The organism is Brevundimonas sp., from assembly GCF_004210735.1.
Lineage (GTDB): Bacteria > Pseudomonadota > Alphaproteobacteria > Caulobacterales > Caulobacteraceae > Brevundimonas.
In genome coordinates, this window is the sequence record NZ_SDZL01000032.1 from 1 (window position 1) to 25,784 (window position 25,784).

Sequence of the window (25,784 nt, forward strand, 5' to 3'; positions counted from 1 at the left end):
CGGTAGCGTTGGATGGCTTCTTCACCCGACACCGACCAGTCGAGGTCGGACAGGTGCACCATGCCGTCGATGTCGTTGTCCAGGCCGATGAACAGGCCGAACTCGGTGGCGTTCTTGACTTCGCCCTCGACGGTCGAGCCGATCGGGTGGGTTTCCAGGAAGGCGTCCCACGGATTGTTCTGAGCCTGCTTCAGGCCCAGCGAGATGCGGCGCTTGGACGAATCGACGTCCAGCACGACCACGTCGACTTCCTGCGAGGTTGAGACGATCTTGCCCGGATGGACGTTCTTCTTGGTCCAGGACATTTCCGAGACGTGCACCAGACCCTCGACGCCGGCTTCCAGCTCCACGAAGGCGCCGTAGTCGGTGATGTTGGTGATGCGGCCCGTGTACTTGGCGCCGACCGGATATTTGGCTTCCACGCCGTCCCAGGGGTCCGACTGCAGTTGCTTCATGCCCAGCGAGATACGTTGGGTGTCCGGGTTGATCTTGACGATCTGCACCTTGACGGTGTCGCCGACTGCCAGGACTTGCGACGGGTGCGAAACGCGCTTCCACGACATGTCGGTGACGTGCAGCAGGCCGTCGATGCCGCCCAGGTCGACGAACGCACCGTAGTCGGTGATGTTCTTGACGACGCCTTCGCGGACTTCGCCCTCTTGCAGCTGGCCGACCAGCTCGGTGCGCTGTTCGGCGCGGGCTTCTTCCAGGATGGCGCGACGCGAGACGACGATGTTGCCGCGCGGGCGGTCCATCTTCAGGATCTGGAACGGCTGTTCCTTGCCCATCAGCGGGCCGACGTCGCGCACAGGACGGATGTCCACCTGCGAGCCCGGCAGGAAGGCCGAGGCGCCGCCCAGGTCGACGGTGAAGCCGCCCTTGACGCGGCCGACGATGGCGCCGTTGACCGGCTGGCCATCGGCGAAGACGACTTCCAGACGGGTCCAGGCTTCTTCGCGGCGAGCCTTGTCGCGGCTGATGACCGCTTCACCCAGGGCGTTTTCCACGCGCTCGAGATAGACTTCGACGTTGTCGCCGACCTTCGGGATCACGGCGCCTTCGCCGATGCCGAATTCGCGGGCCGCGATGCGACCTTCGGTCTTCAGACCGACGTCGACGATGATGATGTCTTTCTCGATGCCGACGACGCGGCCGTGAACGACCTGGCCTTCGCCGAGGTCACGGCCCTGAAGCTGTTCGTCCAGCAGTGCGGCGAAATCGTCGCGCGAGGGGGAGAGGGTGTCTGTCATGAAGCTCTTGGGTTTCTGGATAGGTTAAGGCGCGTGATCGAACGATCCCGCACGCGGTGGATGAAAAAGGAAGAGTCAGGTCGTCGGGACGCGAGGCCGTCGAAAGATAAAAGCCAGATCGCCCGCGGAGATCGAGGATGGGAGCGTTGGATTTGCCCTGCGACCCTTACAGGTCGTGTCGGACGCGCGCCGCATCGACGATACGGCGGGCCGCATCGAAGGCCGCCTCTATATCCATATCGGTCGTGTCCAGCAAGACCGCGTCGGCGGCCTGGACCATGGGGGCGGAACCGCGCCCGGCGTCCCGTTCGTCCCGGCGACGGATGTCGGCCAGCATGTCGTCGAAGGCGATGACGTCGCCCCGCGCGGTCAACTGCTTCCATCGGCGTGTGGCGCGGACCTCAGCCGTGGCGGTGATGAACAGTTTGGCGACGGCGTTCGGGGCGATCACCGTGCCGATGTCGCGGCCATCCAGCACGGCGCCGCCCGGCCGGGCGGCGAAATCCTGTTGCAGCTTCAGCAGCGCCGCGCGCACGCCGGGATAGCCGGCGATCCGGCTGGCCGCCTCGCCCGCCTCGCCCGTGGTCAGGCGCGCATCGTCCGACAGGCTTGATGCGTCCAGCGCCAGCGCCGCGCGCTCGGCCGCCGCCGCATCGTCCAGCGACGCCCCTGCCTGCAGAACCGCCACCCCGACGGCGCGGTACAGCAGGCCCGTATCCAGATGCGGCAGGCCATAGGTGCGGGCCAGCCGGGCGGCGATCGTCCCCTTGCCCGAGGCGGCAGGGCCGTCGACGGCGATGACGAGAGAGCCGCTCACGCGCCGATCTCTGCGCCGAGGCCGTTCATCAGGTCGACAAAGGCGGGGAAGCTGGTGGCGATCATCTCGGGATCCAGAACCGAGACCGACTGTTCGGCGGCCAGGCCCAGGATCAGATGGCTCATGGCGATGCGGTGATCGTGCGCCGTGGCGATGGTCGCCCCGCCCTGCACGCCCCCCCCGGTGACGATGAAGCCCTCGGGCTCCTCTTCCACCACCACGCCGCAGGCGCGCAGGCCGGCGACCATCAGGGCGATGCGGTCGCTTTCCTTGACCCGCATCTCGCCGATGCCGCGCATCACCGTCTGTCCTTCGGCGAAGGCAGCGACGGCGGCCAGGATCGGATATTCGTCGATCATCGAGGCGGCGCGATCCTCAGGCACGACCACGCCCTTGAGGGCCGAATGACGGGCGGTGATGTCGCCCACATCCTCGCCCCCGCTGACGCGACGGTTGGTGATGGTCAGATCGGCGCCCATCTCGATCCAGGTGTCGAACAGGCCGGTGCGCTGCGGATTCAGCATGACACCCTGAACCGTCACCTCCGATCCCGGAACGATCAGGGCGGCCGCCAGCGGGAAGGCCGCCGACGACGGGTCGCCCGGCACGGCCACGACGGTTCCCGTCAGCGCCTGCCCCCCCTTCAGGCGAATGCGCCAGCCCGCGCCTTCCTCGGTCACGTCCACCGTCGCCCCGAAGGCGCGCAGCATCCGCTCCGTGTGATCCCGGCTCTTTTCCGGTTCGACCACGACGGTGTCGCCCGTGGCGTTCAGCCCGGCCAGCAGGATGGCGGACTTGATCTGGGCCGAGGCGACCGTCTGGACATAGTCGATGCCGCGCAGGCCGCCGCCGTGCAGGGTGACGGGCAGCCGGTCCTCGGCCGCGTTCCAGTCGAAGCGCGCGCCCATGTCGGCCAGCGGCCCGGTGACGCGCTTCATCGGCCGCTTCCGCAACGAGGCGTCGCCGTCGAAGGTCGCGCTCAGATCGTAACCCGCCGCGGCGCCCATCAGCAGCCGCACGCCCGTGCCTGCATTGCCGCAGTCGATGACGGACGCGGGGCTGGTGAAACCGCCCTGTCCCGTCACACGCCAGCGGCCGTCGTCCAGCCGCCGGACCTCGGCGCCGAACGCCGCGACCGCGCGGGCGGTGGCCAGGATGTCGTCGCCTTCCAGCAAGCCCTCGATCAGGGTTTCGCCCGTCGCCATACCGCCCAGGATGAGCGACCGATGCGACATCGACTTGTCGCCGGGCGCGCGCACCACGCCCTTCAGGGCGGTCGCGGGTCGGGCGGTCAATGTGGCGGAAGTCAGCGGACGGCTCCGGTTTTGAGGGAATGAGGGGCCGCGAATGGCTCTTGCGGAACCGGCGCGCGAAAGACAGCTTTTGACAGCGGCCCCTCACAGTGGCAAGGGAGCCGCCCGTTTTCAAACCCTCGCCGAAGGTCTCCTCCCGTGGCCAATCCCGAACTGGGCGCCAAGCAGGTCTGCCCAAACTGTCAGGCGAAATTCTACGACCTGAACCGCCGTCCCGCCCATTGCCCGAAATGCGCGACCGATTTCGACCCGGAAGAGGCGCTGAAAAGCCGCCGCGTCCGTGGCCGTCCGGCCGGCTATCAGGACGACGAGGTCGAGGATCAGGTCAAGGCCAAGCCGGAAGGCGATGACGAGGACGAAGACGCCGAAGTGTCGACGCCCGAAATCGACGAGGAAGGCCATGAGCCGATCCTGACGCCGGACGACGATGACGACACCCCCGCCGACGCCTCGGAAGAGCCCGGCATGGGTTCGACGGACGGCGACGACGACGACGTCCTGGACGACGACGACGACGATTCCGTGCCCTTCATCGAGGACGAGGATGATGACTCGTTCGACGACGAAATCGCCAAGCCCGCCAAGGACGAGGACTGATTTTCCGAGGGTCGAAAAAAATGTCGGAACCGGGCTTGCTTACCCAAAAGCCCTGACATAGGTTCCGCCGCCTCGCCGGGGGTATCGCAAGAAACCCTCGGCGGACCGACCCTCAGGGTTCGGGGCTTTAGCTCAGTTGGTAGAGCGCTTGCATGGCATGCAAGAGGTCAGCGGTTCGACTCCGCTAAGCTCCACCATCGAAGGCCTCGCGGGACATCCCGCGGGGCCTTCGGCCTATCTGGCCCCCTGTTTTCCCGCTGTTGAATCCTGCGCCGCCGCAACCCATCTAGGGGGTTGCCGGGCGTCCTGCCGATGACGGGGGATGCAGACCGGCGCCACAGTCGCTTGCCTCTCGAGGACTGGCCCGATGACGACGCGAACCATTTTGTTCGACAGCCCCTTCCTGCTCGGTTTCGATCATACGCGCGCGCTGATCGATCGCGCCGCCAAGGCGGCCGCGGAATCCTATCCCCCCTATAATGTCGAACAGCGCGGCGAGGCCGCCGTGCGTATCACCCTGGCCGTGGCGGGCTTCTCGCCCGACGAACTGGCCATCACCCTTGAAGGGCGCCAGCTGACCATCGCGGGCAAGCGCGACGACGCCGGCAAGGGCGAGCAGGCCTTCCTGCATCGCGGCATCGCGGCGCGCGGCTTCGTGCGCAGCTTTGTCCTGGCGGACGGGCTGGAAGTTAATGAGGCCCGGCTGGAGCACGGCCTGCTCCACGTCGACCTGCTGCGCCCCAGGGACATCCCTGCGGCGCGCCGGATCCCGATCAGCGCGGGCTGATGCCGCGCTCGTGAAAGGTCACGCTGGAAGGGCAACCGAACCGCTCGCCCACGCGAGCGTTAGTCAAGAGTAAGGAGGCGGTCGAATGACGCCGAACATGACCAAGCAAGACCTCGCCGACCTGGGCGCCCCGGACCTCGTCTATGTGCGCCAGATCAAGGCGTCGGACGTGATGGCCGACGCCTCCGTGGAAGACGCCCAGGGGCTGGAGATCGACCCCGAACAGACCCTGTATGCGGTGCACAGCGCCGATGGCGAGCGTCTGGCCGTCATGATCGACCGCGAAACCGCCTTCGCCACCGCCATGGCTCACGAACTGGAACCGGTGTCGGTTCACTGATGTCGAAATCAAAGCCGCCGAGCGGCCGCTGCCATCAAGCCGCGGTCGCGGGCGCCTGACTGACAAACAGGGCGCGGATGGCGTCAACGGTGCGCGCCTGGCGCACCTGTTCGCGCAGCTGGGGCGAGCGCAGGGCGCGCGAGACCGCGGCCAGGGCGCGCAGATGCTCGGCCCCGTCACGCGGCGGAGCGAACAGGGCAAACAGCAGGTCCACCGGACGGTCGTCGACCGCGCCATAGGCGACAGGGTGATCCAGCCGCACAAAGACCCCGACGACCTTGTCCAGACCCGGAATACGGGCGTGCGGAACTGCTACGCCAGATCCCAACCCAGTCGCGCCCAACGCCTCGCGTTCCAGCAAGGCCTCCATCACGCGTGCCTCGTCCAGCTCCAGCGCCTGAGCAGCGGCCTCGGCCACCACGTGCAACGCCTGGCGCTTGGATGACGCCCCACTCCGCAGGACGATGCCGTCCGACGTGAGCAAATCTCCGATGTCCATCGAACCCTCGATCGAACCCGTCAAAACGGATGGGCGGGCGCCGTTTAGACGCTCCGCTCCGAATATGAAAGCGTCAGGATACCGACGCGCTGTCCGCCTTGATCAGGGTGCGTTCCGGATCCACCCAGCCGACGTTGCCATCGGGGCGACGATAGACCACCGAAAGGCCGCCGTGACCGGCGTTGCGGAACAGCACAACCGGGTAACCGGTCATGTCCAGCTCCATCACGGCGCGACCGACGGTCAGGGTGCGAATCTCGACCCCCGTCTCGGCGATCACCATGCCGGTGGGCGGCGGTTCGTCTGGCGCCCCGGCGTCTCCGAAGGCGTCATCCTCGACCGTATCGGGATTACGCAGGACGATGCTGCGCGCCACCTCGGCGGCCGCGATCTCGGCCTTTTCCGGTGACAGACCGCGCGGTCCGGCGTGGTGGTCTTTCAGCCGACGCTTGTAGCGACGGACGCGCTTTTCCAGCCTGTCCAGCGATTCCGAAAAGGCGCCGTGCGCGTCACCACCGTGCCCGGTGGTGACGATGGTCTGGCCTGAAGCCAGCCTCACCCAACAATCCACCCGAAAGCCATAGCCGTCCTTCGACACCACGACTTCGGCGTCCTGGCCGCCGCGTTCGAAATATTTTCCGATCCCGTCTTCGAGTTCCTGGGAGATGCGCGAGCCTAACGCTTCGCCGACATCCACTTGCTTGCCGCTCACTTGGACTTGCATGTCGATAGAACGCGACCGTCCGGGTTTGGTGTCAACGTAGAACGATGAAATCTACGGTCACGCTTGCGCGATTGGTCGCAGGGTCATCAGCCGACCTTGAGCATGCGGCGGCGCTCGACCGAGGAGGGAATGCGCAGCGCCTCACGGTATTTGGCTACGGTGCGACGGGCGATGTCGATGCCCGCCTCCTTCAGGATCTCGACGATGCGGTCGTCGCTCAGCACGTCGCCGTCGGCGCCTTCGCCGTCGATCATCGACTTGATCCGGTGACGGACGGCCTCGGCCGAGTGCAGGGCCCCGCCGTCGGATGACTGGATGGCGGCGGTGAAGAAGAATTTCAGCTCGAACACGCCACGCGGCGTGGCGACGTATTTGTTCGAGGTGACGCGGCTGACCGTCGATTCGTGCATGCCGATGGCATCAGCGACGGTCTTCAGGTTCAGGGGACGCAGGAACTCGACGCCGAAGGCCAGGAAGGCGTCCTGCTGGCGCACGATCTCGGACGCGACCTTCAGGATGGTGCGGGCGCGCTGGTCCAGCGACTTGACCAGCCAGTTGGCCTGGGCCGCGCACTCGGCGACGAAGGCCTTTTCCGTGTCCGAGCGGGCGCCGGCCGAGACCACGCCGTGATAGCGCTTGTCCACCAGCAGGCGCGGCAGGGTGTCCGAGTTCAGCTCGACCCGCCAGCCGCCGGCCGGGTCGGGCCGCACATGCACGTCCGGGATGACGGTCTGGGCCACCTCGCCGCCGAAGCCGGCGCCGGGGCGCGGCGTCAGGGCCTTCAGCTCGGCGATCATTTCGGACAGGTCCTCGGCGTCCACGCCGCAGGCCTTGCGCAGGCCGGACAGGTCGCGTTTCGCCAACAGGTCCAGATTGTCCAGCAGGGCGCCCATGGCCGGGTCGAAGCGGTTACGCTCGATCAGCTGCAGCTTCAGGCATTCAGGCACGCTGCGGGCCATGACCCCGGTCGGCTCGAACCCCTGGCATTTCGCCAGCACCGCCTCGATCCGCTCCAGATCGCAGCCCAGGCGGTCGGCCAGTTCGGCCAGTTCGCCGCGCAGATAGCCGCCCTCGTCCACCGCATCGATCAGGGTCAGGGCGATCGCGTGATCCGGGCCGCTGAACCCCGCGGACGAGGCCTGGGCTTGCAGATGCTCGGACAGGGTCAGTTGCTGGCGTTCGGGGCGGTCGCCGTCGCGATCCTCGCCCATGCCGCCACCCGCGCCGACGCGGGACCAATCGGACAGGCCGGGCTGGGCGTCTTCGGCCGTGGCGCGATCGTTGGAGCGTTCGCCCGGCGCGGCGTCGCCGTACAGGTCGTCCTGACCGGCGTCCATATTGCGTTCGGCGTCGGCGACGCGCCCTTCGTCAAAGCGCATTTCCCCGTCAGAAGCTGCTTCGCCCGGGGTACCGTCGTCGGTGGAACGGTCGGCAGCCTCTTCGCCCGGTTCGCCTTCTTCACGCTGCAGCAGCGGATTGCGTTCCAGCTCGGCCTCGACGAAGGCCTCGACCTCGAGGTTCGACAGTTGCAGCAGCTTGATCGCTTGCTGCAGCTGGGGCGTGATGACCAGCCCCTGCCCCTGCCGGATCTCCAGTCTCTGACCGATCACCCTTTTCGCGCCCCGACAGCCGCTAATGAGCCAACTGGCCCAAAACTTGCTTCGGCCACCTTGTGGCCGAACCGGTTAACGGGGTTCTAAACCGTCAGAGGGCCGCCAGCCTCAGCCGTACATCTCGCCCAGATAGACGCGGCGGACCTCGGGGTCGTTGATGACTTCTTCCGACGAGCCCTCGAACAGCACCGAACCGGCCGAGATGATCGAGGCGCGGTCGATGATCTCCAGCGTCTCGCGGACATTGTGGTCGGTGATCAGCACGCCGATGCCGCGCCCGGCCAGATAACGGATGACGTGGCGGATGTCGGCGATGGCCAGCGGGTCGATGCCGGCGAAGGGCTCGTCCAGCAGCATGAAGGACGGACGACCGGCCAGGGCGCGCGCGATCTCGACCCGGCGGCGCTCACCCCCTGACAGGCCTGCGGCAGGCGCCTGACGCAGGTGGTCGATACGCAGTTCTTCCAACAGACGGGCGGTCTCCTCGGATATGGCGGCTCCCTGATGGTGCAGCTCGACGACCGAGCGGACGTTCTGCTCGACCGTCATGCCGCGGAAGATCGAGGCCTCCTGCGCCAGATAGCCCAGGCCCATGCGCGCGCGCTGGTACATCGGCTGGCCGGTGATGTCCTCCCCGTCCAGCCAGATCGAGCCGCTGTCAGCGGGGATCAGGCCGGTGATCATGTAGAAGCAGGTCGTCTTGCCCGCTCCGTTGGGGCCCAGCAGGCCGCAGACCTCGCCCCGCTGGACGGTCAGCGAGACGTCGCGCACGACCTGACGGGCGCCGAAGGCGCGGGCGATGTTGCGGACGCGCAGGCCCGTCTCGCGCGCGTCGGCGACCGGTACGGTATCCGCCGCCGGTTCATCCAGATTGAGAGCCGAGAGTTCCTTGCGCGCCACGCGATATCAGCCCGGGTTTCCGCCGCCCGAAGGATAGAAGACGCCCTGGACGCGATTACCGGCGGCGCCGCGCGGCGACCCTTCCATCCGCGCCGCCTGGGTGCGGGTGTTGTAGGTCAGGCGCGAGCCGGTCATGACGTTCTTGCCCTGGGTCAGGATGACGTTGCCGGTCACCACCACCGTGTCGGTGGTCAGGGTGTAGACCGCGCTCTGGCCGTGGATCGTCTGGTCGGGGGTGACGAAATAGACGTCGCCCGACGCCTCGACCCGGGTCAGTTCGTTGTTGGTGGTGTGGCCGGTGATGGCGTTGGCGCGCAGGCGGTTGTCGCCCTGCAGCACCTCGGCCCGGCCCTTCAGCGAGAAGCCGTCGGTGATGTATTCGAACAGGTCGGCGCCGAACATCACGGCCTGGCCGCCGGCGGCCTGCTGGGCGAACGACGGCGCCGCCAGCGAGAGGGCGGCGGTGGCCGCGATAAGCAGAAGAGGTCTGGTCGCCATGGCTTCAGTCACCTGATCGCGCGGAGTTTATGACGCCCCGCACCTTGTTGTCGCCCGAACCGTTGAAGACGATCCGCTGGCCCTGATCATAGATCGCATAGGACGATGCGTTGATGGTTCCAAGGGGGCCGCGCCCCTGAACGCCCTTTGACCCTGTCACGACGCCGGTGTTCGTGTCCACGACGGCCTCGGGCGTGGTCAGGGTGAAGCCCGAGCCGCCGTCCGAAATCCGCACGTTCGGGCCGATCAGCACCGTCTTCTTCACGTCGTCATAGGTGCCGCCGTCGGCGGTGATCTCGGTCACCTTGCGGCCGCCCAGGTTCAGCCGGACCGCCGGCCCGACCAGGCGGAAGCGCCCGGTCTGGGGATCGCGCACCGCGCCCTTAGCCCCGACGATGAAGGCGCGGCCCTGGGCGTCCTGCCCCCGGAAACGGGCGTTTTCCAGCCGGATCTCGCCGCTCTCGCTGGCCTTGCGTTCGACGCCCGACATGACGGTGCGGAATACGGTCCAGGTCAGGGTCCCACCGGCGATCAGCAGGATCAGGATGGGCAGGACCCGGCGCAGCAAGCGCACCCGGCGCGAGCGCGCGCGCCAGCGTTCGCCCGCCGCCGCGACCCGCGCCTCGTCGGCGCGCTTGCGGTCTTCTCCGGCCGGGTCCAGCTGGCTCATCGGCGCTCTCAGGCGTGGGCGAAGATGTCGATCTCGTCCCAGCCTTCAAGGTCGAGACGCGAGCGGGTGGGCAGGAAGTCGAAACAGGCGCGGGCCAGTTCGGTGCGGCCCTCGCGGGCCAGCATTTCGTCCAGCCGGGCCTTGATGACATGCAGGTGCAGCACGTCCGAGGCGGCGTAGTCCAGTTGCGCCTGGGTCAGGGTCTGCGCACCCCAGTCCGAGCTCTGCTGCGCCTTGGACATGTCGATCCCGGCCAGTTCGCGGGCCACGTCCTTGAGCCCGTGACGATCCGTATAGGTGCGGGCCAGCTTGGACGCGATCTTGGTGCAATAGACCGGCCGCGTCTCGACGCCCAGGTGCAGCTGGAACATGCCGATGTCGAACCGGCCGAAATGGAAGATCTTGAGCACCGCCTGATCCGCCATCAGCCGCTTCAGGTTCGGACAGTCATAGGCCGGGCGATTCAACCGCACCACGTGGGCGTCGCCGTTTCCGGCCGACAGTTGGACCACGCACAGGGGGTCGCGACGGAAGCGCAGGCCCATGGTTTCGGAATCGACGGCGACCTCGGGTCCCAGGTCCAGATCGGCGGGCAGATCGCCCTCGTGCAGGTAAACGGTCATCGGCCCTCGGCTGCTCAACTCGTGCGACCATAGACGAACGGCGCCGTGTCGTCAGGACACGGCGCCGTTCGAAAATATGGTGCCCAGAAGAGGACTCGAACCTCCACGGCCGTTAAGCCACTGGCACCTGAAGCCAGCGCGTCTACCAATTCCGCCATCTGGGCCCGGGGGTTTCCCCTCGGAGGAGCGGGTCTATAGGGGGCGGTTCGGGACGGGTCAACAGGCTTTTCGCTCGATTTCATTGCGACGCCGAAACGCATCGTCTATCCCCCGCCCGTCAGGCCACGTCGGCCTGTGGCGAACAATCTGTTCGGGAGCGCGTCATGGCTGAGTTCACTCCGGGTCTGGTCACCGTTTTCGGGGGCTCCGGCTTTGTGGGTTCGCAGGTCGTGCGCGCCCTGGCCCAGCAAGGCTGGCGCATCCGCGTGGCCGTGCGCCGTCCCGGCCGCGCCCATGCGCTGATGACCCAGGGGCATGTCGGCCAGATCCAGTCCGTCCGTTGCGACATCACCGACCCGGCCGCCGTGGCCAGGGCGCTGCGCGGCGCGGACGCCGTGGTCAATCTGGTGGGCATCTTGGCCGAGGGGCCGTCGCGAAAGTTCAAGGCGCTGCATGTCGAGGGCTCGCGCATCATCGCCGAGGCCAGCGTCGTCGCCGGCGTGACCCGCCTGGTCCAGATGTCGGCCCTGGGCGCCGATGCGGCCAGCAAGGCCGAATACGGGCGCACCAAGGCCGAGGCCGAGGTCGCCGTGCGCGCGGTCCGTCCCGACGCCGTCATCATCCGCCCCTCGATCATCTTCGGGCCCGGCGATAATTTCCTGAACAAGTTCGCGACCCTGTCCGGTTTCGCCCCGGCGCTGCCGCTGATCGGCGGCGGGCAGACGAAATTCCAGCCGGTCTATGTCGGCGACGTGGCCGAGGCCATCGCCCGCGCCGTGGCGCGCGTGGATGCGGCGGGCCGTACCTTCGAGCTGGGCGGGCCGTCGGTCTGGGCGTTCGAGGACATCCTGAAGCTGATCGGCCGTGAGACGAACCGTCCGCGCGCCCTGCTGCCGATCCCGTTCCCGGTCGCCCGGCTGATGGGCGCGGTAGCGCAGCTGACCGCCTTTGTCGGCATCACGCCGCAGCTGACCCGCGACCAGGTGCTGATGCTGCAGAGCGACAACGTCGTGTCGCCGGACGCTGAGGGCCTGGCCGCGCTGGGTATCCAGCCGACGGGTCTGGAGGCGATCGCTCCGTCCTATCTGTGGCGCTATCGCAAGGGCGGCCAGTTCGCCGATCGCCCCGCCACCTAGATCCGCGTCAGAGGCCGCCCGTCGCGGCCAGACCGATCAGACCGGCCACGCCCACAACGATCCGCCACCAGGCGAACGGCGCGAAGCCGCGCCGGCTGACGAAGTCCAGCAGCAGCCGCACCACCGCCAGCGCGGCCAGGAAGGCCGTAACGAAGCCGATGGCGATCAGGCCGATGTCGCTGAAATCCAGCACGTCGCGGTTCTTGAACAGGTCATAGGCGACCGCCGCCCCCATGGTCGGCAAGGCCAGGAAGAAGCTGAACTCGGCCGCCGAGCGCTTGTCCGTGCCCAGCAGCAGGCCGCCGGCGATGGTCGCGCCGGAACGCGAAACGCCGGGGATCATGGCCAGGCACTGGAACAGGCCGATCAGGAAATAGACCCGCATCGGATAGGCGTCCGCGTCCAGATAGGCCGGGACCTTCTTCATCCGGTCCAGCCACAGCAGCAGCAGCCCGCCGACGATCAGGGCGACGCAGATCACCACCGGCGTCTCGAACAACACGGTCTTGATGAAGCCGTAGGCGAAAAAGCCGATCACCGCCGCCGGCAGGAAGGCCACCGCCAGGCCGATCACGAACCGCCGCGCCTCGGGATCGAAAGGCCACCGCGTCGCCAGGCGCCACAGCTTCTGGACATAGATGCTGATGATGGCCAGCAGGGCGCCCAGCTGGATGACGATCTCGAACGTTTTGCCGCTGCTCTCGAAGCCCAGGAAATGGCCCAGCAGCAGGATGTGACCGGTCGAGGACACCGGGATGAACTCGGTCAGTCCCTCGACCAGGCCGAGGATGATCGCCGCAAGCCAGTGCGCCATGACACCTCCGTGCGGGCGCGTGTCCTCGCCCCCGTGGCGGCGCCCCGATCGCACATAGCCCAGCCGCACGGGCCGAGGCGAGAGGCGCCATTGGCAAGATGGCGGCTTTCGGCGACAAGACCGGCATGACGACCTCCCCTCCGTCCCTGGAAGACGCCCATCTGGCGACCCGCAGCGTGACGCGGCTGTCGGTCGCGGTCGCGGTGGTGCTGATCGTGCTCAAGGCCTTCGCCCTGGGCGCCTCGGGATCGGTGTCCATCCTGGCGTCGCTGGCGGATTCCGTGCTGGACCTGATCGCCTCGCTGGCGGTCTTCTTCGCCGTGCGCTGGGCCGCCGCCCCGCCGGACGCCGATCACCGCCACGGCCGTGGCAAGGGCGAGGCCCTGGCCACGCTGGTGCAGGCGGGGCTGGTGTTCGCCTCGGCCGTCTTCATCGGCTGGGAGGCGATCCAGCGTATCTTCGAGCCCCGGCCCGTGACCGGCGGCTATTGGGCGGTGGGGGTGGTGGTGATCTCTATCGCCGTCACCGCATGGCTGGTGTGGATGCAGACGCAGGCGTTGAAGCGCAGCGGCTCGCTGGCCGTCGCGGGGGACCGCGCCCACTACGCCGCAGACCTGGCCTCGAACGTCGTGGTGTTGGTGGGCGTCGCCTCGGGCGCGCTGTTGCAGGCGCCCGGGCTGGACGCCGCGGCGGGCCTGGTGGTGGCGGTCTGGCTGTTCTGGGGCGCGACGGGGGTATTGCGCTCGGCCTCGGACCAGTTGCTGGATCGCGCGGCGCCGGACGCCGACCGCGTGGCCATCACCACCGCCGTTCTGAAGGATCCCCGCATCGCCGGACTTCATCGCCTGCGCGCCCGGATGAACGGTCCGGTCATCCACGTCGAGATGCACGTTGATCTGGAGCCGACCCTGACGCTGGACGTCGCCCACGCCATCGTCGAGGAGGCCGAAACGCGTATCCGGGCGACCTATCCGCATGCGGACATCATGATCCACGCCGACCCGCGTGGCCGCGCCGACCCACGCGAAACGGCCCCGACAGCTGACGGGCCGGCCCCGGTCGAGCGGCTGGAGACGACCGCCACGCCGGCGGCCGGTCCCTGGTCCTGACACCGGCGACCTGGGGGACGCGGTAAACGCACGCTTAACGGGCGCGGGCGCATGAAGGGCTGGCCATGTCCGCCGTCCTGTTCCATTTCCCGTTTGATCCCGCCTCGCGCGCCGCACGTCTGGCGCTGGGTGAAGCGCGCATCGACTGGAGCGAGACCGTCGTGCGACCGTGGGAGCCGGACTGTCCGCTGGGCGAGTTGAACCCGTCCGGCATGCCGCCCGTGGTCCAGACCACCCATGGCGGACGCCCCCTGACCCTGTGCGAACTGCCCGCCATCCTGGGCTGGATCGAGGATCAGGCGAAGGACCCGGTCCTGCTGTCGGTCGATCTGGGCGAGCGGGCCGAGGCGCGCCGCCTGGTCGGTTGGTTCGAGCGCCGCTTCACCGACGAGGTCAACGCCGTCCTGCTGCACGAGCGGATGGAGAAGCCCCTGCTGCGACTGGGCCCGCCCGAGGCGCGGATGCTGCGCGAGGGACGCGAGGCCCTGCGCGCCCATCTGGGCATGCTGGAGGCGCTGGCGACCGGACGCGACTGGCTGGCCGGTCGGCGTCTCAGCCAGGCCGATCTGGTCGCGGGCGCCCATCTGTCGGTGCTGGACTATTTCGGCGAGATCAACTGGAGTCAGTGGCCGGGGCTGAAGACCTGGTACACCAAGCTGAAATGCCGGCCCTGTTTCCGGCCCCTGCTGGCGGACCGTTTCGCGGGCGTTCCGGCGGCCGCCTGCTACGCCGATCTGGATTTCTGAGCCAGACAGGTCCAGACGACCGCCATGGCGGCCGATCCCCGCATCTTCATCCGGAAAAAGGCGTCAGAGCTCGGCTTTGACGTCTGCCGCTTCGCCTCGGCCGATGCGCCATGGAGCGCGGGCGAGCGGCTGGCCTATTTCGTGGGCGAGGGTCGACACGGCGACATGGGCTGGATGGAGACGACGCTGGAGCGCCGCGCCCATCCCACGGCCATGTGGGACGGCGCCCGCACCGCCGTCATGCTGGGGATGAACTATGGTCCCGAAACCAATCCGTTGCCGGAACTGGCCGACGGGTCCGCAGGCTATATCGCCAGCTATGCGCGGGCCGACGACTATCACGACCTGATCAAGGGTCGACTGAAGACGCTGGCCGGCCAGATCGCCGCCCGCACCGGACAGGAGGTCAAGGTGTTCGTCGACACCGCCCCCCTGATGGAAAAGCCGCTGGCCCAGCGCGCGGGCGTCGGCTGGCAGGGCAAGCACACCAATCTGCTGAGCCGGACGCACGGCAACTGGCTGTTTCTGGGCGCGATCCTGACCGCTGCGACGTTCGAGCCGGACGAGGCCGAGACCGAACACTGCGGGCGCTGCACCGCCTGCCTGGACATCTGCCCGACCAAGGCGTTTCCCGCGCCGTTCCAGCTGGATGCGCGGCGGTGCCTGTCATACCTGACCATCGAGTTCGCCGGGCCGTGGCCCGAGGAGTTCCGCACGGCGACCGGCAGTCGCATCTATGGCTGCGACGACTGTCTGGCGGTCTGTCCGTGGAACAAGTTCGCGGCGGCGACGCACGAGGGGCGGCTGCAGGCGCGCGACGCCCTGACCGCGCCCCGACTGGCCGATCTGGCGGCGCTGGACGACGCCGCCTTCCGCGCCCTGTTCGCCAAGACCGCCATCAAGCGGATCGGCCGCGACCGCTTCGTGCGCAATGTGCTGTACGCCATCGGCAACTCGGGCGACGCCGCGTTGATCGCCGCGGCCCAGGCGCTGGTGGACGATCCGAACCCGGTGGTGGCCGACGCGGCGCGTTGGGCGGTGGGGCGGCTGACGTAGTCAGCCCGTCGCTTGACCCACACCCCGGCCGCCGCCCGGCACGGGCGCCATGTCCAGCAGCCTGAGGCGGAAGACCAGAACCGAATTGCCGGGGATCCGGGGCGGCGAGCCTTCTTCGCCATAGCCCAGCTCGGGCGGGACATAGAGCAGCCATTCGTCGCCGACCTTCATGGCCTGCAAAGCCTCGGTCCAGCCGGGCACCACGCCCTCGGGGGAGAAGACGGCCGGGGCGCCGCGCTCGAACGAGCTGTCGAACACCGTCCCGTCGATCAGCGAGCCTTCGTAGTCGACGCGGACCAGATCGTTGCGGTCGGGGCTGGGCGAACCGGCGGGACCGGAGGCGACGACCTTGTATTGCAGGCCCGACGGCAACGTCTGGACGCCCTCGGCCCTGGCGTTCTTGTCCAGGAAGGCCTTGGCCGCCCTGGCCGCTTCCTCGGTATTGGCCGGCGGCGAGTCCGAACGGCCGCAGGCGGCCAGCGTCAGCGTCGCGGCCAACCCCGTCATCAGGACTGTTTTTCGGGCCGCGCCCCTAACCCATGCGAAGTTCATATCCACGGTCCTTCAAGGCCTGGCCGATCTCGTCGGCGTGTTTTGCGTCGCGCGTCTCGACCATGATGTCGAATTCCGCGCCCTTGGCCGGCACGTCCAGCGCCAGCCGGTTGTGCACGACGTCGATGATGTTGCCGCCCAGGCCGCCGATCACGGCCGCCATGGCCGACAGCATCCCCGGCCGGTCGTCGCCCAGGATGCGATAGACGATCAGCCGCTTCTCGCGAACCATTTCCCGGTTCAGGACCACCGCCAGCATCCGGGCGTCGATGTTGCCGCCGGTCAGTTCGATGCCGATCTTCATCCCCTTGAAGCGGTCGGGTTGGGCCAGAATCGCGGCCAGCCCACCGGCGCCGGCGCCCTCGGCCACCGTCTTCTCCAGCGTCGCCAGCAGGGCCACGCCCTTTTCGAAATCGGCCTCCTCGCAGACGAAGACCTCGTCCACCAACGGATCGGCCAGGGCGAAGGGGATTTCGCCCACGGCCTTGATGGCGATGCCCTCGGCGATGGTCTGGCCGGTGCATTTGGCCGGTTCGCCCCCCCGCCGGGCGGTGAAGGACGGATAGCGGGCGGCTTCGACGCCGAAGATCTTGATATCGGGCTTCATCGCCTTGGCCGCGATCGAGCAGCCGGCGATCAGGCCGCCGCCGCCGATGGGGATGATCAGGGCGTCGAGGTCCGGCGCGTCCTCCAGAAACTCGATCGCGCAGACGCCCTGGCCCGCCACGATTCCCTCATCGTCGAAGGCCGAGACGAAGACATAGCCGTGCTCGCGCTCCAGACGCTTCGCCTCCTCGGTCGAGGCGGAGAAGTCGAGGCCGTGGATCACCACCGTAGCCCCGTGGGCGCGGGTGCCGTCCGCCTTAACAAAGGGCGTGCCCTCGGGCATGACGATGGTCACCGGCACGCCCAGCCGACCCCCATGATAGGCCAGCGCCTGGGCGTGATTGCCAGCCGAGGCGGCGACGACGCCGCGCCGACGCTCCTCCGGCGTCAGCTGGAGCAGCCGGTTCAGGGCGCCGCGCTCCTTGAAACTGCCGGTGAAATGCAGATTGTCGTATTTGATCCAGATATCGGCGCCGGTCAGTTGCGACAGGCGGCGCGAATGGCGCACCGGCGTGCGGTCCACCTGTCCGGCGATACGGGCCTGCGCGGCCTTGATGTCCTCGAAGGTGACGGTCATGGGGTCCCGGGATTCCTGGCCGGAGCTTTCCCCCGGTCTTGCCTGCCTTGTGGCGCCCGCGCTCAACGGTCGCAACCGGGTCGTCGCAAGTTGAGCGCGCGCAACCTTGACCTTGGGAGGGGCGTTAGGGCTGATGGGCCTCGAAGCGTCCCCGGCTTCTGTCCGTACGGAGTCCCCCATGACCGCGTCCCGTTCGCGTTCGATCCTCGCCGTCGCCGCACTGGCGGCGCTGACCGCAGCCTGCGCCACGGCTCCGACCGGGCCCGGCGCCCTGCCGCCGCCCTCCGGCGCCTTCCAGGCCCAGGACTTCGACTGGTCGGCCCGGGCGGGTCAGTCGTCGATCAACGCCCGCGTCGAATATCGCCAGGACGGACAGGCCTATCGCTGCACGGGCTCGGCCGGGCTGACGCCGGACACCCCCTATACCCGCGCCCGGTTCCAGACCCTGTACGGTTCGACGGATCGCGCGGCGGTTCCCGCCGCCGTGGTGCGGGCGCGGACTGTGGCCGACGCCGGGGCGGACTATCGCTCGTACGTCCGCTCGGCTCCTTGCGAGAACAATCGTTTCAGCTTCTCCGGCCTGCCCGACGGCGGCTGGTTCATTATCGTGCCGGTCAGCGCGGGCGGCGATCCTGTCGCCCTGATGCGCCGGGTCGAGACCCGCGGCGGCCGCGCTGTCGACGTCACCCTGTAAGTCTTCAGGCCGGGCGGCGACGTCCGGCCTGACTGTTCCAGTAAGCGTGGAGTGCCCTGACCGCCCGGCCCGACGGCCGCCCTGGAGAATTAACCATGCGTCCGCTGATACTTGCCCTGGCGACCGCCGCCCTGGCCTCGACCGCCGTCACGCCCGCGGCCGCCCAGGGCTGGGCCCCGCAGCATCGCAGCTATGGCTGGGACACCCGATTCCAGTACGATCGACCCGGCGACTATCGCTGCGACGCCTATTGGGACGCCAATCGGTCGGACTGCGACGCCCGTTGGCGGGACCAGAGGCGCTATTCCAGCTACGTCCAGCCCTACGGCCGGGGCGATCGCGACTATCGCGGGTGGCGTTCGTATCCGCAGGGACAGGCCGACGCCTGGCGCGGCGCCTATGGCCGACCGGATCTGGTCTATCCCGGCGGCGGTTATCAGCAGAGCGGCTGGAGCCAGGGCGGCCGCGACGCTCGGCGGATCGACTGGTGCCGCGCCAGCTACCGCTCCTATGACCCCGTCAGCGGCTATTATCGCACCTATGACGGACGCGTGATCTACTGCGGCTGAGTAAGGGCGCCGACGAACGTCGGTCGCCATCCTTTGGCCTTAACAGCCCGCTTTCTGGCGACGGGTCCCAAGTCGGGACATTGTCAGTCGGGGAGCGCGTTGATGTCCCAACATAATATCGTCGGATCCGAGGCTTTTGACACCCGGCCGTCCGTCATGGTCCGGTCTTTCAAGCCGGGCGGCATCCGTCGCCGCAAGGCGCGCACCGCGCTGGCCTTCGCCGCAGGCGCTGTCGTCGCCCTGATCGCCGGCGCGGTCGCCACGGCCGTGGCCCTGGGGCCGACCGTCTTCGGCTAGAATTGCACTGCACTGTCCGCCGAAAAAAACAGTGCAGTTCAGTGCAACAGTGCAATCCCGTTCCAGACTGCCGGCCACCGCCATCGACGCCCCTTTGCGCGCAGTATAGCGCGGCTGCCGGGGCGCATATGAAATCGCCTCGTCCAGCCGGCCGGGCCGCTCGTCGCCTGCACCGGCGCCGTTAGCCGATCCGATCGAGCCGGCGCCGAAAGCCCGGCTCAGGCCAGCCAGACCATCATCCGCGTGTCGACCAGCGCGCCGCGCGCCTGGCTGAAGGTGCGCCGCGTTTCGCCCGTGTACAGAAAGCCGGCCTTTTCCAGCACGCGGCCCGAGGCGGGGTTGTCGGCGAAATGGCCCGAGACCAAGGCGCGGCGACGCCACTGGCGGCTGGCCCAGACCATGGCCCCCTCCAGCGCCTCGGTCGCATAGCCGCGGCCCCAGAAGGGACGGCCGATCCAGTAGCCGACCTCGGGCGCCAGATCCTGGTGCTCGAACAGACCGATGACGCCGACCACGCCGTGGTCTTCGTGGTCGATCAGGAAGGTCGAGCCGCGACGCGGGTCCTGGGCCGCGACCCGCACCACGAAATCCTCGGCCTCGGCATGACCGAAGGGGTGCGGCATGCGCTGGGTCTGGGCGGCGATGCCCTGATCGTTGGCCAGGCCGGCCAGGCGGCTGATGTCCTGGGCGCCGGGCGCGCGCAGCCGCAGGCGCCGCGTCTCGACGACAGGAGAGGTTTCGATGACGCACATGGCGACGCCTCCGGTTTCGCACGCCGTCCTTTGATCAGGGCTCGGGCGGCTTCGAGGCGGGGAAACGCAAACGAGGAGCCTGGTGACCCAGACTCCCCGCGGAAATATTTCCCTGGTCCGGATCGCGGCTTCTTCGAGCCTGCGCGATCCGGGAGGTGTTCCGTTCGCGCTTACTCGGCGGCCATGGCTTGAGCGTCGTCATTGGCCGCAAGAATCGACACGTAACAACGACCGCCACGCTTGGTGGTGAATTTTACCGAGCCGTTCGCGGTGGCGAACAGGGTGTGGTCGCGGCCCAGGCCGACGTTGTCGCCCGGGTGGAAGGTGGTGCCGCGCTGACGCACGAGGATGTTGCCGGCCAGCACGCGCTCGCCGCCGAACTTCTTCACGCCGAGGCGCTTCGACTCGGAGTCGCGACCGTTACGCGACGAACCACCGGATTTCTTGTGAGCCATAGGTCTGCTCCTCTTCCTTGGTGCGCTATCGCCCTTGCGGGCTACTTGAGCGCGACCCTAGTCCTGCTGGGCGCTGCGACAGCGCCGGTGAATACTTAGGCTTCGTCGGCCGAAGCGGTTTCGGTCTTGGCCGGAGCCTTCTTGGTCGGAGCCTTCTTGGCGGCGGCCTTGGGGGCGTCCTCGGCGGCTTCCACACGGGGAGCCAGGCCCCGGGCGCGGGCGTTCATTTCCAGCTTGGTCATCAAGCCGACCGTGCCGTCCCACTTGGCCTTCTCGCCAGCGCCTTCGATGCCGGTGATGCGCAGGACCGTTTCCATCTGACGATGGCCGTTCGTGCGGCGATAGCCCTGACGACGGATCTTCTTGAAGATCTTGATCTTCTCGCCCTTGCGGGTTTCGATCAGAGTTGCAGCGACGGTAGCGCCCGCGATCAGCGGAGCGCCGAGGGTCACGCCCTTGTCGCCGCCCAGCATCAGAACGTCGCCGAAGCTGACATCAGCGCCGGCGTCGCCGTCGAGCTTCTCGACGACAATCACGTCGCCCGGTTGGACCCGGTACTGCTTGCCGCCGGTTTTGATCACCGCGTACATCGTTGGCCTCGACTTGAACGCAAAAAAGAGTGCGCCCGCCAGGTGGACCCTGCGGGCGAAGAGCGGCGACATATACGGATGGGGGCGCCGGAGTCAACGCACGACGCCCTGAAAACGGCGGCGAAGGCGCGAATTCCGGACGCCAGCCCCAAGATATCGCGGTGTTCGCGTGCGCAGGCAAGGAAGGGAACGCGGGCGACCGGAATGTTCTGCAGAAGAATCCGGGCCTACAGGCCTCGACCGTTACAAAGTAACAGGCTATAGGCGCGGCGATGTCCCCCGCTGATCTTGAACAACCGGTCCTGCTGTCGCTGCTTGGCGGCGGATTCGCGGCTGCCTTCCTGCATGCAGCCCTGCCGACCCACTGGCTGCCATTCGTGCTGGTGGGGCGGGCGCAGCGCTGGACGCTGGCGCGGACGCTGGGCGCAGCGGCGACGGCCGGGCTGGCGCATATCACCGCGACCGCCGTCGTGGGCGGACTGATCGTCATGGCCGGGTTGGCGCTGAACCGCTGGGTCGAGGGCCTGTTGCCGCATCTGTCGGCGGCGCTGCTGTTCATCTTCGGCGCCTTCTATCTGGCGCGGGCGACGCTGATGCGCCCTGCGGCGGCCAACGGCCCCGCGCTGGAGACGCCCGAGCCGGCCGTGTCCAACGCCGCCGCCTTCTGGGGACTGGTTGCGGTCATGGCGGTCCAGCCGGGCGAAGTGCTGCTGCCCATCTATCTGTCGACGGCCGAAGAAGGGCTGGCGGCCCTGTCTCTGCTGACCCTGTCGTTCGCGGCGGGGACGGTGGCCGGGATGGTGCTGCTGACCACCCTGGCGCGGGCCGGGGCATCGATCCTGCGGCTGGAGCGATGGGCGCGCTATGAAGGCGCCGTGCTGGGCCTGGCGCTGATCGGCCTGGGGCTTCTCGTCATGACGCACCAGCACTAGGGTCCGGCCATGGGCCACCACCACGCGCACGACGACCACGACCATCCTCATCACGACCATTCCCACGGTCATGCGCACGGTCTCGGCGGTCACAATCACGGGCCGGTGGATACGGGCGACTGGCGCTATGCCGTCGGCCTGATCGTCAACCTGGCCTTTGTCGCCTGCGAGTTCGCGGCGGGCGTCTGGGCCGATTCCGCAGCGCTGATGGCCGATGCGGGGCACAATCTGTCCGACGTGCTGGGCCTGGCCATGGCCGGCGGCGCGGCCTGGCTGGCGCGGCGCGCGGCGGGTCCCCGGCGCACCTATGGATATGGCAAGGCGACGGTGCTGGCGGCGCTGGGCAACGCCCTGCTGCTGATCTTCGCCTGCGGAGCCATCGCCTTCGAGGCGGTGCGCCGCCTGGCCGAGCCCGCGCCGGTGGCCTCGGGCGTCATCATGGCGGTGGCGGGGATCGGCTTCGTCATCAACCTGGGCACGGCCCTGCTGTTCATGAAGGACCAGCACAAGGACCTGAATGTGCGCGGCGCCTATCTGCACATGATGGCCGACGCGGCGGTGTCGCTGGGCGTGGTCATCGCCGGGGCGGTGATCCTGCTGACCGGCTGGAGCATGATCGACGCCCTGGTCAGCCTGGGGATCGTGGCGGTGATCCTGATCGGGACGTGGGGATTGCTGAAGGATTCCGTCAATCTGGCGCTGGACGCCGCGCCGACGGGGGTCGAGGTCGAGGCCGTGCGCGCGGCGTTGCTGGCCCTGCCCGGCGTCGGAGCGGTGCACGACCTGCATATCTGGGGCCTGTCGACCACCGACACGGCGCTGACGGCGCATCTGGTGCACGACCGGCCGGACGGGGCGGCCCTGCTGGCCGAGGCGCAGGGCGTGGCCCGCCGCTTCGGCGTCGCCCACACGACGCTGCAGCTGGAAACCGAGGCCCTGCCCGACTGCCCGACCTGCTGAACCCCTTCCCAACGCGACTTCGAGCCGCCATCTAGCGCCCCATGACCCAGAAGACCCCCGTAACCGTGCTGACCGGCTATCTCGGCGCCGGCAAGACCACCCTGCTGAACCGCATCCTGACCGAGGACCACGGCAAGCGTTACGCCGTCATCGTCAATGAGTTCGGCGAGATCGGCATCGACAACGACCTGGTGGTCGGCGCCGACGAGGACGTGTTTGAAATGAACAACGGCTGCGTCTGCTGCACGGTGCGCGGCGACCTGATCCGCGTCGTGTCGGGCCTGATGAAGCGCCAGCGGCCGGGGAAACCCGCCTTCGACGCCATCATCGTCGAGACGACCGGCCTGGCCGACCCCGGCCCGGTGGCCCAGACCTTCTTCGTCGACGAGGATGTGAAGGCCAGGACCCAGCTGGACAGCGTCACCGCCCTGGTCGACGCCAAGCACGTGATGGCCCGGCTGGATGACAGCAAGGAAGCCCGCGAACAGGTCGCCTTCGCGGACCGCATCATCCTGAACAAGGTCGACCTGGCGTCGGACGAGGAGCTGGCCGCCGTCGAGAGCCGCTTGCGCGCCCTGAACCCGCTGGCGCCGATCATCCGCGCCGAGCGCGCCAATGTGCCGCTGGACCAGATCCTGGGCCTGCACGGTTTTGACCTGGAGCGGATCGTCGAGGTGCGCCCCGACTTCGTAAACCCGCCCCACGGCGCCGAAGGCCACGTGCACGACGACCATTGCGGCCATGACCACGGCCCTCACGACCATGACCATGGGCATGACCACGCTCACGATCATCACGATCACGGCCCGCGCGGCCATGCGCACGAGGACGACATCAAGGGCATCGCCCTGTCGCTGGACCGGCCGCTGAACGGCGCCAAATTCACCGCCTGGCTGGACAAGCTGCTGGGCGAGCAAGGCCAGAACATCCTGCGCGCCAAGGGCATCATCGACGTGGACGGCGAGGACCGCCGCCTGGTCTTCCAGGCGGTGCACATGATCCTGGAGGGCGACCTGCAAAAGCCGTGGGGCGACAAGGAACGCCGCTGGAGCCGCGCCGTCTTCATCGGCCGCGATCTGGACGAGGCCGCCCTGCGCGCCGGGTTCGAGGCCTGCGCTGCATGAACCCGCCGCCCAAGCCGATGAAGGAAGCCATGCTGCGCTTCGGCACGCCGGACTTCGAGTTCATCAAGGCCGGCGACCATGTGCGCTGCGCCGTCTCGGGCGCGGCGATTCCTCTGGAGGCGCTGAACTACTGGAGCGTCGAGCTGCAGGAAGCTTATGCCTCCGGCGAGCTGATGACGCAGCGCTGGCGCGAGACGCGCTGATCCTAGTATGCAGCCGAACCCCGCCTCTGCGGGGATGAGCGGATAGATAGCGATGCACACCACGTTCGACGCCCAGGTCACGGCCATCGTCTTTGACGGGACCGGCGCCATCTTCGCCCTGGGCGACGGCTCGGTGCGGTTCGAGAGCGGCGAGCGGGCCGATGTGCACGACGGCGCCGTGCTGTGCGCCGCCCTGCATCCATCGGGCGACGGGGTCGTGACGGGCGGGGACGACGGCAAGGTGGTGTGGAGCCGCCGGGGCGAATCCGTCGTGCTGGCGACGGCCAGGGGTCAGTGGATCGACGCCATCGACGCCTCGGCGACATCGGGCCTGATCGCCTTTTCGGCCGGCCGGACGCTGTCGGTGATCGACGTCAAGGATCCCGGTTTCCGCCGCGACTTCCAGCACGAGCGCACTGTCTCGGGCGTGGCCTTCGAGCCCAAGGGCCGGCGCATCGCGGCCTCGACCTATGGCTGGGCGGCCCTGTGGTATGCGCGGATCGAGAAGCAGCAGCCGACGATGATGAAATGGGCCGGCTCGCATACCGGCGTCGCCTTCTCGCCTGATGGGGCCTTTGTCGTCACCACCATGCAGGATTCGCAGCTGCACGGCTGGCGGATGAAGGACCAGAAGAACATGCGGATGGGCGGCTATCCGTCCAAGATCCGGTCCATGGCCTTCCTGTCCAACGGGCAACTGCTGGCGACATCAGGCGCGCAGGGCGTGGTGCTGTGGCCGTTCATCGGATCCAACGGACCGATGGGGCGCGAAGCGACCGAGATCGGCTTTGACGACAGCAGCCTGATCGCCTTGGTCGCGGCGCGGCCAAACCACGGACAGCTGGCCGCCGGTCTGGATGACGGTCGGGTGTGGGCGGCCGATCCGGCGGCGCAGGGCCTGAACTTCCTGAAGGCCGAAAAGGGCCCCGCCATCGTCGCCCTGGCCATGAGCCCGGACGCGCGCCGCGTGGCCTGGGCGGACGAGGACGGCCAGGCCGGCATCGCCGACATCTGACCTCTTCGGGCGTCCTTTGGTCGCAAAGCCGCTTGCGTGCGACGGCGGCTTGGGAAACATGGCGGACATGTCGGGGAAGACCATTGATCCGGCCGCGCCGAAACGGCGCCGGCCGCTGCTGATCCTGTTTGTGATCGTGCTGATGCTGCCGATCGGCGGTGTGTTGATTCACGCCGTCGTGCCGCCGTTCGCCACCATATTAATGGTCCAGCGCGCGGCGCAGGGGCATGGCATGGACTATCGCTGGCGCTCGCTGAACGACATCTCGCCCCGACTGGTCGAGGGGGTGATCGCGGCCGAGGATGCGCGCTTCTGCAGCCATATGGGGTTCGACGTCGAAGCCATCGAAAAGGCGCTGGACGCCAATGCGCGCGGCGGCAAGGTCCGGGGCGGCTCGACCATCAGCCAGCAGACCGCCAAGAACGTCTTTCTGTGGCCCAGCCGCGACTGGATCCGCAAGGGGCTGGAGGCCGGCTACACCGTCCTGATCGAGGCGGTGTGGGGCAAGCGCCGCATCATGGAAGTCTATCTGAACGTCGCCGAATGGGCGCCGGGCGTGTACGGCGCCGAGGCGGCGTCCCGCCATTGGTACGGCAAGAGCGCGAAGGACCTGACCAACCGCGAGGCCGCGCGCCTGGCCGCCATCCTGCCCAGCCCGCGCCGCTACAAGGCCGCCTCGCCCGGCCCCTATGTCCGCCGCCGCGCCAGCCGCATCCAGGCCGCCATGGGCACGGTGCGCGGCGAAGGCCTGGCCGCCTGCGTCACGCGTTGACGCAATTTGGACGCATGACCGCTTGACGCGAGGGC

32 protein-coding genes and 2 tRNA genes are annotated in these 25,784 nt (G+C 68.2%); 17 read left to right on the top strand and 17 right to left on the bottom strand.

Features of this window, described 5'->3' with window-relative positions; translation table 11 throughout:
• From EON91_RS08690 to aroA, 3 genes are all read right to left on the bottom strand, one after another.
• On the bottom strand, positions 1 to 1,250 hold a 1,250-nt coding region (locus EON91_RS08690; RefSeq protein WP_292093524.1), incomplete at its 3' end, for a 30S ribosomal protein S1.
• Between the two features lie 166 nt (positions 1,251 to 1,416).
• Entirely contained in the window at positions 1,417 to 2,067 is a 651-nt protein-coding gene (gene cmk, locus EON91_RS08695) for a (d)CMP kinase (protein ID WP_292093526.1), read from the bottom strand.
• The gene (aroA, locus tag EON91_RS08700; RefSeq protein ID WP_292093598.1) at positions 2,064 to 3,377 is read right to left on the bottom strand and encodes a 3-phosphoshikimate 1-carboxyvinyltransferase; all 1,314 of its coding nucleotides are present in this window, start codon (positions 3,375 to 3,377) and stop codon (positions 2,064 to 2,066) included. The genes cmk and aroA overlap by 4 nt, the downstream gene beginning before the upstream one ends.
• Before the next feature lie 141 nt (positions 3,378 to 3,518).
• Between aroA and EON91_RS08705 the strand changes: the two genes are divergently transcribed.
• The 4 genes from EON91_RS08705 (at position 3,519) to EON91_RS08720 (ending at position 5,104) form a co-directional block, all read left to right on the top strand.
• Positions 3,519 to 3,977, top strand: a complete 459-nt coding sequence (locus tag EON91_RS08705; RefSeq protein WP_292093528.1) for a TIGR02300 family protein — start codon at positions 3,519 to 3,521, stop codon at positions 3,975 to 3,977.
• Between the two features lie 121 nt (positions 3,978 to 4,098).
• Positions 4,099 to 4,174 (top strand) — tRNA-Ala (locus EON91_RS08710).
• A gap of 170 nt (positions 4,175 to 4,344) precedes the next feature.
• The gene (locus EON91_RS08715) at positions 4,345 to 4,764 is read left to right on the top strand and encodes an Hsp20 family protein (RefSeq protein WP_292093530.1); all 420 of its coding nucleotides are present in this window, start codon (positions 4,345 to 4,347) and stop codon (positions 4,762 to 4,764) included.
• 85 nt (positions 4,765 to 4,849) lie between these two features.
• Complete coding sequence (locus EON91_RS08720) at positions 4,850 to 5,104, top strand: DUF1150 domain-containing protein (RefSeq protein ID WP_292093533.1); 255 nt, start codon at positions 4,850 to 4,852, stop codon at positions 5,102 to 5,104.
• Between the two features lie 34 nt (positions 5,105 to 5,138).
• Here EON91_RS08720 and EON91_RS08725 read toward each other — a convergent pair whose 3' ends face one another.
• The 8 genes from EON91_RS08725 to EON91_RS08760 form a co-directional block, all read right to left on the bottom strand.
• Positions 5,139 to 5,603 carry a PTS sugar transporter subunit IIA gene (locus EON91_RS08725; protein WP_292093535.1) on the bottom strand — a complete coding sequence of 155 codons (465 nt, stop codon included), beginning with the start codon at positions 5,601 to 5,603 and terminating at the stop codon, positions 5,139 to 5,141.
• A 73-nt stretch (positions 5,604 to 5,676) separates the two neighbouring features.
• Positions 5,677 to 6,327: a ribosome-associated translation inhibitor RaiA gene (gene raiA, locus EON91_RS08730; protein WP_292093537.1), complete on the bottom strand. Its 651-nt coding sequence runs from the start codon at positions 6,325 to 6,327 to the stop codon at positions 5,677 to 5,679.
• An 86-nt stretch (positions 6,328 to 6,413) separates the two neighbouring features.
• Entirely contained in the window at positions 6,414 to 7,937 is a 1,524-nt protein-coding gene (rpoN, locus tag EON91_RS08735; protein ID WP_292093539.1) for an RNA polymerase factor sigma-54, read from the bottom strand.
• A gap of 111 nt (positions 7,938 to 8,048) precedes the next feature.
• The gene (gene lptB / locus EON91_RS08740) at positions 8,049 to 8,810 is read right to left on the bottom strand and encodes an LPS export ABC transporter ATP-binding protein (protein ID WP_292093600.1); all 762 of its coding nucleotides are present in this window, start codon (positions 8,808 to 8,810) and stop codon (positions 8,049 to 8,051) included.
• Positions 8,811 to 8,846: 36 nt separating this feature from the next.
• A complete protein-coding gene (locus tag EON91_RS08745; protein ID WP_292093541.1) occupies positions 8,847 to 9,338 on the bottom strand; it encodes an LptA/OstA family protein in 492 nt (163 codons plus the stop codon).
• Between the two features lie 4 nt (positions 9,339 to 9,342).
• Positions 9,343 to 10,008, bottom strand: a complete 666-nt coding sequence (gene lptC / locus EON91_RS08750; RefSeq protein ID WP_292093543.1) for an LPS export ABC transporter periplasmic protein LptC — start codon at positions 10,006 to 10,008, stop codon at positions 9,343 to 9,345.
• 8 nt (positions 10,009 to 10,016) lie between these two features.
• Entirely contained in the window at positions 10,017 to 10,631 is a 615-nt protein-coding gene (locus tag EON91_RS08755; protein ID WP_292093545.1) for a ribonuclease D, read from the bottom strand.
• Positions 10,632 to 10,708: 77 nt separating this feature from the next.
• A tRNA-Leu gene (locus EON91_RS08760) sits at positions 10,709 to 10,795 on the bottom strand.
• A 159-nt stretch (positions 10,796 to 10,954) separates the two neighbouring features.
• On the opposite strand from EON91_RS08760, the gene EON91_RS08765 reads away from it, so the two are divergent.
• On the top strand, positions 10,955 to 11,926 hold the full coding sequence (locus EON91_RS08765) for a complex I NDUFA9 subunit family protein (protein WP_292093547.1): 972 nt from the start codon (positions 10,955 to 10,957) through the stop codon (positions 11,924 to 11,926).
• A gap of 7 nt (positions 11,927 to 11,933) precedes the next feature.
• Here EON91_RS08765 and EON91_RS08770 read toward each other — a convergent pair whose 3' ends face one another.
• Complete coding sequence (locus tag EON91_RS08770; protein WP_292093550.1) at positions 11,934 to 12,740, bottom strand: undecaprenyl-diphosphate phosphatase; 807 nt, start codon at positions 12,738 to 12,740, stop codon at positions 11,934 to 11,936.
• Between the two features lie 125 nt (positions 12,741 to 12,865).
• On the opposite strand from EON91_RS08770, the gene EON91_RS08775 reads away from it, so the two are divergent.
• The 3 genes from EON91_RS08775 to queG are packed head-to-tail and all read left to right on the top strand — an operon-like array spanning position 12,866 to position 15,651.
• On the top strand, positions 12,866 to 13,849 hold the full coding sequence (locus tag EON91_RS08775) for a cation diffusion facilitator family transporter (protein WP_292093553.1): 984 nt from the start codon (positions 12,866 to 12,868) through the stop codon (positions 13,847 to 13,849).
• Positions 13,850 to 13,908: 59 nt separating this feature from the next.
• The gene (locus EON91_RS08780) at positions 13,909 to 14,595 is read left to right on the top strand and encodes a glutathione S-transferase family protein (RefSeq protein WP_292093602.1); all 687 of its coding nucleotides are present in this window, start codon (positions 13,909 to 13,911) and stop codon (positions 14,593 to 14,595) included.
• Between the two features lie 24 nt (positions 14,596 to 14,619).
• The gene (gene queG / locus EON91_RS08785) at positions 14,620 to 15,651 is read left to right on the top strand and encodes a tRNA epoxyqueuosine(34) reductase QueG (protein ID WP_292093556.1); all 1,032 of its coding nucleotides are present in this window, start codon (positions 14,620 to 14,622) and stop codon (positions 15,649 to 15,651) included.
• Here queG and EON91_RS08790 read toward each other — a convergent pair whose 3' ends face one another.
• Entirely contained in the window at positions 15,652 to 16,158 is a 507-nt protein-coding gene (locus EON91_RS08790) for an FKBP-type peptidyl-prolyl cis-trans isomerase (RefSeq protein ID WP_292093558.1), read from the bottom strand.
• A 25-nt stretch (positions 16,159 to 16,183) separates the two neighbouring features.
• Complete coding sequence (locus EON91_RS08795) at positions 16,184 to 17,386, bottom strand: threonine ammonia-lyase (RefSeq protein WP_292093560.1); 1,203 nt, start codon at positions 17,384 to 17,386, stop codon at positions 16,184 to 16,186.
• 178 nt (positions 17,387 to 17,564) lie between these two features.
• On the opposite strand from EON91_RS08795, the gene EON91_RS08800 reads away from it, so the two are divergent.
• From EON91_RS08800 to EON91_RS08810, 3 genes are all read left to right on the top strand, one after another.
• Entirely contained in the window at positions 17,565 to 18,080 is a 516-nt protein-coding gene (locus EON91_RS08800) for a hypothetical protein (RefSeq protein ID WP_292093563.1), read from the top strand.
• Positions 18,081 to 18,175: 95 nt separating this feature from the next.
• Complete coding sequence (locus tag EON91_RS08805) at positions 18,176 to 18,649, top strand: BA14K family protein (RefSeq protein ID WP_292093564.1); 474 nt, start codon at positions 18,176 to 18,178, stop codon at positions 18,647 to 18,649.
• Positions 18,650 to 18,751: 102 nt separating this feature from the next.
• Positions 18,752 to 18,946 (top strand): hypothetical protein, encoded by a 195-nt coding sequence (locus tag EON91_RS08810; RefSeq protein WP_292093567.1) that lies wholly within the window; start codon positions 18,752 to 18,754, stop codon positions 18,944 to 18,946.
• 218 nt (positions 18,947 to 19,164) lie between these two features.
• Here EON91_RS08810 and EON91_RS08815 read toward each other — a convergent pair whose 3' ends face one another.
• The 3 genes from EON91_RS08815 to rplU all read right to left on the bottom strand — a co-directional run bounded on the left by EON91_RS08815 (position 19,165) and on the right by rplU (position 20,743).
• Positions 19,165 to 19,698, bottom strand: a complete 534-nt coding sequence (locus tag EON91_RS08815; protein WP_292093568.1) for a GNAT family N-acetyltransferase — start codon at positions 19,696 to 19,698, stop codon at positions 19,165 to 19,167.
• 170 nt (positions 19,699 to 19,868) lie between these two features.
• The gene (gene rpmA / locus EON91_RS08820) at positions 19,869 to 20,153 is read right to left on the bottom strand and encodes a 50S ribosomal protein L27 (protein ID WP_292093571.1); all 285 of its coding nucleotides are present in this window, start codon (positions 20,151 to 20,153) and stop codon (positions 19,869 to 19,871) included.
• Positions 20,154 to 20,248: 95 nt separating this feature from the next.
• On the bottom strand, positions 20,249 to 20,743 hold the full coding sequence (gene rplU / locus EON91_RS08825; RefSeq protein ID WP_292093573.1) for a 50S ribosomal protein L21: 495 nt from the start codon (positions 20,741 to 20,743) through the stop codon (positions 20,249 to 20,251).
• Positions 20,744 to 21,015: 272 nt separating this feature from the next.
• Between rplU and EON91_RS08830 the strand changes: the two genes are divergently transcribed.
• From EON91_RS08830 to mtgA, 6 genes are all read left to right on the top strand, one after another.
• Entirely contained in the window at positions 21,016 to 21,675 is a 660-nt protein-coding gene (locus EON91_RS08830; protein ID WP_292093575.1) for a hypothetical protein, read from the top strand.
• A 9-nt stretch (positions 21,676 to 21,684) separates the two neighbouring features.
• Positions 21,685 to 22,635: a cation diffusion facilitator family transporter gene (locus tag EON91_RS08835; RefSeq protein WP_292093577.1), complete on the top strand. Its 951-nt coding sequence runs from the start codon at positions 21,685 to 21,687 to the stop codon at positions 22,633 to 22,635.
• A gap of 41 nt (positions 22,636 to 22,676) precedes the next feature.
• A complete protein-coding gene (locus EON91_RS08840) occupies positions 22,677 to 23,759 on the top strand; it encodes a GTP-binding protein (RefSeq protein WP_292093580.1) in 1,083 nt (360 codons plus the stop codon).
• Positions 23,756 to 23,962 carry a DUF2093 domain-containing protein gene (locus tag EON91_RS08845; RefSeq protein WP_292093581.1) on the top strand — a complete coding sequence of 69 codons (207 nt, stop codon included), beginning with the start codon at positions 23,756 to 23,758 and terminating at the stop codon, positions 23,960 to 23,962. Before EON91_RS08840 ends, EON91_RS08845 begins: the two co-directional genes overlap by 4 nt.
• A 52-nt stretch (positions 23,963 to 24,014) precedes the next feature.
• On the top strand, positions 24,015 to 24,977 hold the full coding sequence (locus EON91_RS08850) for a WD40 repeat domain-containing protein (protein ID WP_292093583.1): 963 nt from the start codon (positions 24,015 to 24,017) through the stop codon (positions 24,975 to 24,977).
• Positions 24,978 to 25,044: 67 nt separating this feature from the next.
• Positions 25,045 to 25,749 carry a monofunctional biosynthetic peptidoglycan transglycosylase gene (mtgA, locus tag EON91_RS08855; protein ID WP_292093585.1) on the top strand — a complete coding sequence of 235 codons (705 nt, stop codon included), beginning with the start codon at positions 25,045 to 25,047 and terminating at the stop codon, positions 25,747 to 25,749.
• Positions 25,750 to 25,784: the final 35 nt, after the last annotated feature.

Coding starts and splice junctions, on each gene's coding strand:
- EON91_RS08715 (WP_292093530.1), top strand. CDS start 4,345: ATGACGACGCGAACCATTTTGTTCGACAGCCCCTTCCTGCTCGGTTTC.
- EON91_RS08720 (WP_292093533.1), top strand. CDS start 4,850: ATGACGCCGAACATGACCAAGCAAGACCTCGCCGACCTGGGCGCCCCG.
- EON91_RS08725 (WP_292093535.1), bottom strand. CDS start 5,603: ATGGACATCGGAGATTTGCTCACGTCGGACGGCATCGTCCTGCGGAGT.
- raiA (WP_292093537.1), bottom strand. CDS start 6,327: ATGCAAGTCCAAGTGAGCGGCAAGCAAGTGGATGTCGGCGAAGCGTTA.
- EON91_RS08745 (WP_292093541.1), bottom strand. CDS start 9,338: ATGGCGACCAGACCTCTTCTGCTTATCGCGGCCACCGCCGCCCTCTCG.
- lptC (WP_292093543.1), bottom strand. CDS start 10,008: ATGAGCCAGCTGGACCCGGCCGGAGAAGACCGCAAGCGCGCCGACGAG.
- EON91_RS08755 (WP_292093545.1), bottom strand. CDS start 10,631: ATGACCGTTTACCTGCACGAGGGCGATCTGCCCGCCGATCTGGACCTG.
- EON91_RS08765 (WP_292093547.1), top strand. CDS start 10,955: ATGGCTGAGTTCACTCCGGGTCTGGTCACCGTTTTCGGGGGCTCCGGC.
- EON91_RS08770 (WP_292093550.1), bottom strand. CDS start 12,740: ATGGCGCACTGGCTTGCGGCGATCATCCTCGGCCTGGTCGAGGGACTG.
- EON91_RS08775 (WP_292093553.1), top strand. CDS start 12,866: ATGACGACCTCCCCTCCGTCCCTGGAAGACGCCCATCTGGCGACCCGC.
- queG (WP_292093556.1), top strand. CDS start 14,620: ATGGCGGCCGATCCCCGCATCTTCATCCGGAAAAAGGCGTCAGAGCTC.
- EON91_RS08790 (WP_292093558.1), bottom strand. CDS start 16,158: ATGACGGGGTTGGCCGCGACGCTGACGCTGGCCGCCTGCGGCCGTTCG.
- EON91_RS08795 (WP_292093560.1), bottom strand. CDS start 17,386: ATGACCGTCACCTTCGAGGACATCAAGGCCGCGCAGGCCCGTATCGCC.
- EON91_RS08800 (WP_292093563.1), top strand. CDS start 17,565: ATGACCGCGTCCCGTTCGCGTTCGATCCTCGCCGTCGCCGCACTGGCG.
- EON91_RS08805 (WP_292093564.1), top strand. CDS start 18,176: ATGCGTCCGCTGATACTTGCCCTGGCGACCGCCGCCCTGGCCTCGACC.
- EON91_RS08810 (WP_292093567.1), top strand. CDS start 18,752: ATGTCCCAACATAATATCGTCGGATCCGAGGCTTTTGACACCCGGCCG.
- EON91_RS08815 (WP_292093568.1), bottom strand. CDS start 19,698: ATGTGCGTCATCGAAACCTCTCCTGTCGTCGAGACGCGGCGCCTGCGG.
- rpmA (WP_292093571.1), bottom strand. CDS start 20,153: ATGGCTCACAAGAAATCCGGTGGTTCGTCGCGTAACGGTCGCGACTCC.
- rplU (WP_292093573.1), bottom strand. CDS start 20,743: ATGTACGCGGTGATCAAAACCGGCGGCAAGCAGTACCGGGTCCAACCG.
- EON91_RS08830 (WP_292093575.1), top strand. CDS start 21,016: ATGTCCCCCGCTGATCTTGAACAACCGGTCCTGCTGTCGCTGCTTGGC.
- EON91_RS08835 (WP_292093577.1), top strand. CDS start 21,685: ATGGGCCACCACCACGCGCACGACGACCACGACCATCCTCATCACGAC.
- EON91_RS08840 (WP_292093580.1), top strand. CDS start 22,677: ATGACCCAGAAGACCCCCGTAACCGTGCTGACCGGCTATCTCGGCGCC.
- EON91_RS08845 (WP_292093581.1), top strand. CDS start 23,756: ATGAACCCGCCGCCCAAGCCGATGAAGGAAGCCATGCTGCGCTTCGGC.
- EON91_RS08850 (WP_292093583.1), top strand. CDS start 24,015: ATGCACACCACGTTCGACGCCCAGGTCACGGCCATCGTCTTTGACGGG.
- mtgA (WP_292093585.1), top strand. CDS start 25,045: ATGTCGGGGAAGACCATTGATCCGGCCGCGCCGAAACGGCGCCGGCCG.